General features: G+C 62.3%; 1 protein-coding gene. It reads left to right on the top strand.

Annotated elements, in window-relative coordinates; all coding sequences use genetic code 11:
- Nucleotides 1–206: 206 nt before the first annotated feature.
- Entirely contained in the window at nucleotides 207–1,112 is a 906-nt protein-coding gene (locus tag EP26_RS36030; RefSeq protein WP_157034003.1) for a DUF1186 domain-containing protein, read from the top strand.
- Nucleotides 1,113–1,415: the final 303 nt, after the last annotated feature.

The following is a 1,415-nucleotide window of genomic DNA, read 5'->3' as shown; positions in this document are numbered from 1 at the left end:
CTCGACGACGCTCTCGCCTTTATCGCCGCCGAGGGCTTTTTCTGGATCCATGCATCATGACGAGATCGTCACAGCATGTGCAAACTCAAGCTTAGTCTGCTTCAAGAGCCGCATGGGTTCAGCGCTTGGGCGGCGGATGTGGCCCGGTCTCATCGTGAGATGTAGGAACACACCATGCTGCCGCGTTTGATAAGGAAGTCGATGTGATGGTTGATGCTGTGGCAGCGGAAATTATTCGTGAGTTGGCAGCAGCGGGTAACAAGTTGCCCGGAGAGGCCATGCGCCGGGCGCTCGACAGCTGGGGCGAAGTGTCGCCGGCGTTCTTGGCCTTCCTTGAGGCCTACGCGGATGGTCAGGATCGGTCGGAGGGCACCGCAGGTGCGATGTTTTTCATCCTGCACATGATGGGGCAAGCGCGGGAACAGCGTGCCTTCCCCGCGATCTGTCGACTCGCTCACGACCGAGAGGCACTCGAGGCTGCTCTGGGCGACGGCATCACCTCAACCTTCAACTCCATCCTAATCGGCACCTATGACGGCAACCTGGATCAGTTGAAGGCGCTCATCGAGAATGAGTCGGCCGATGGAATAGCGCGCGCGATTGCCTTTGACGCGCTGATCTATCTCACCGCGAGTGGTACGGTGCCGCTGGAGCTAACCGAGGCTTACCTGCGCGACCTACACAGATCGCTGCAGCCCCAGGGGCCGTCATTCGTCTGGTCCGGCTGGCAGAAGGCAGTGGCGCTGCTCGCCCTCGAGAGCCTGGAACCACTCGTGGCCGATGCCTTCCAGCGGGGCTTTATTGAACCGAATATCATGGCATACAGGCACTTTCAGCAGGACCTCCTCGCCGCCCAGGCCAGTTCCGACCCAGTCACCTTCCTCGCGGGCCAGCGTATTGCACCGCTGACGGACGCGGTCGCCGAGCTATCCGGCTGGTATGCATTCTCAGACGCGTACGAACGCGGCCCGGCTAGGCTTGCTGCCGGCGGTGCATTGGGCGGTGGCTGGGACGTGCCTCAACCGGTGGTGAACCCGATGCGCGACGTCGGCCGCAATGACCCGTGTCCGTGCGGGAGTGGCAAGAAGTTCAAAAAGTGCTGCCTGCAGTGAGTTCGGGTCGGGCAGCAGGCGAGATGGCGATCGACCATGCTGGTGATACTCGCCACCGAGCCAACCTGCTCCTACGTGGGCGAAGCTTTCGAACTGCCGTTCGTGAAAGCCACACGAGTCTGGGCACCGCGCCGCATCTTGGGCCGGGCAGCCCATCTGCCCCAGCGCGGGCCATACAGGGTCACCGGCGCGTCTGGCGCCCCGTTGTGCTAGTGCACTGACCCAGACGGAGGATTCACAGCGGGCCGCTGCGGTGGAATTCTCCGGCTATGGCCCAGACCGTCAGTGTCATCGTTGGATCGG

The organism is Belnapia moabensis DSM 16746 (assembly GCF_000745835.1).
Classification (GTDB): domain Bacteria; phylum Pseudomonadota; class Alphaproteobacteria; order Acetobacterales; family Acetobacteraceae; genus Belnapia; species Belnapia moabensis.
The sequence above is the reverse complement of the archived record's forward strand: the minus strand, read 5'-3'. Positions and strand labels throughout refer to the sequence as shown.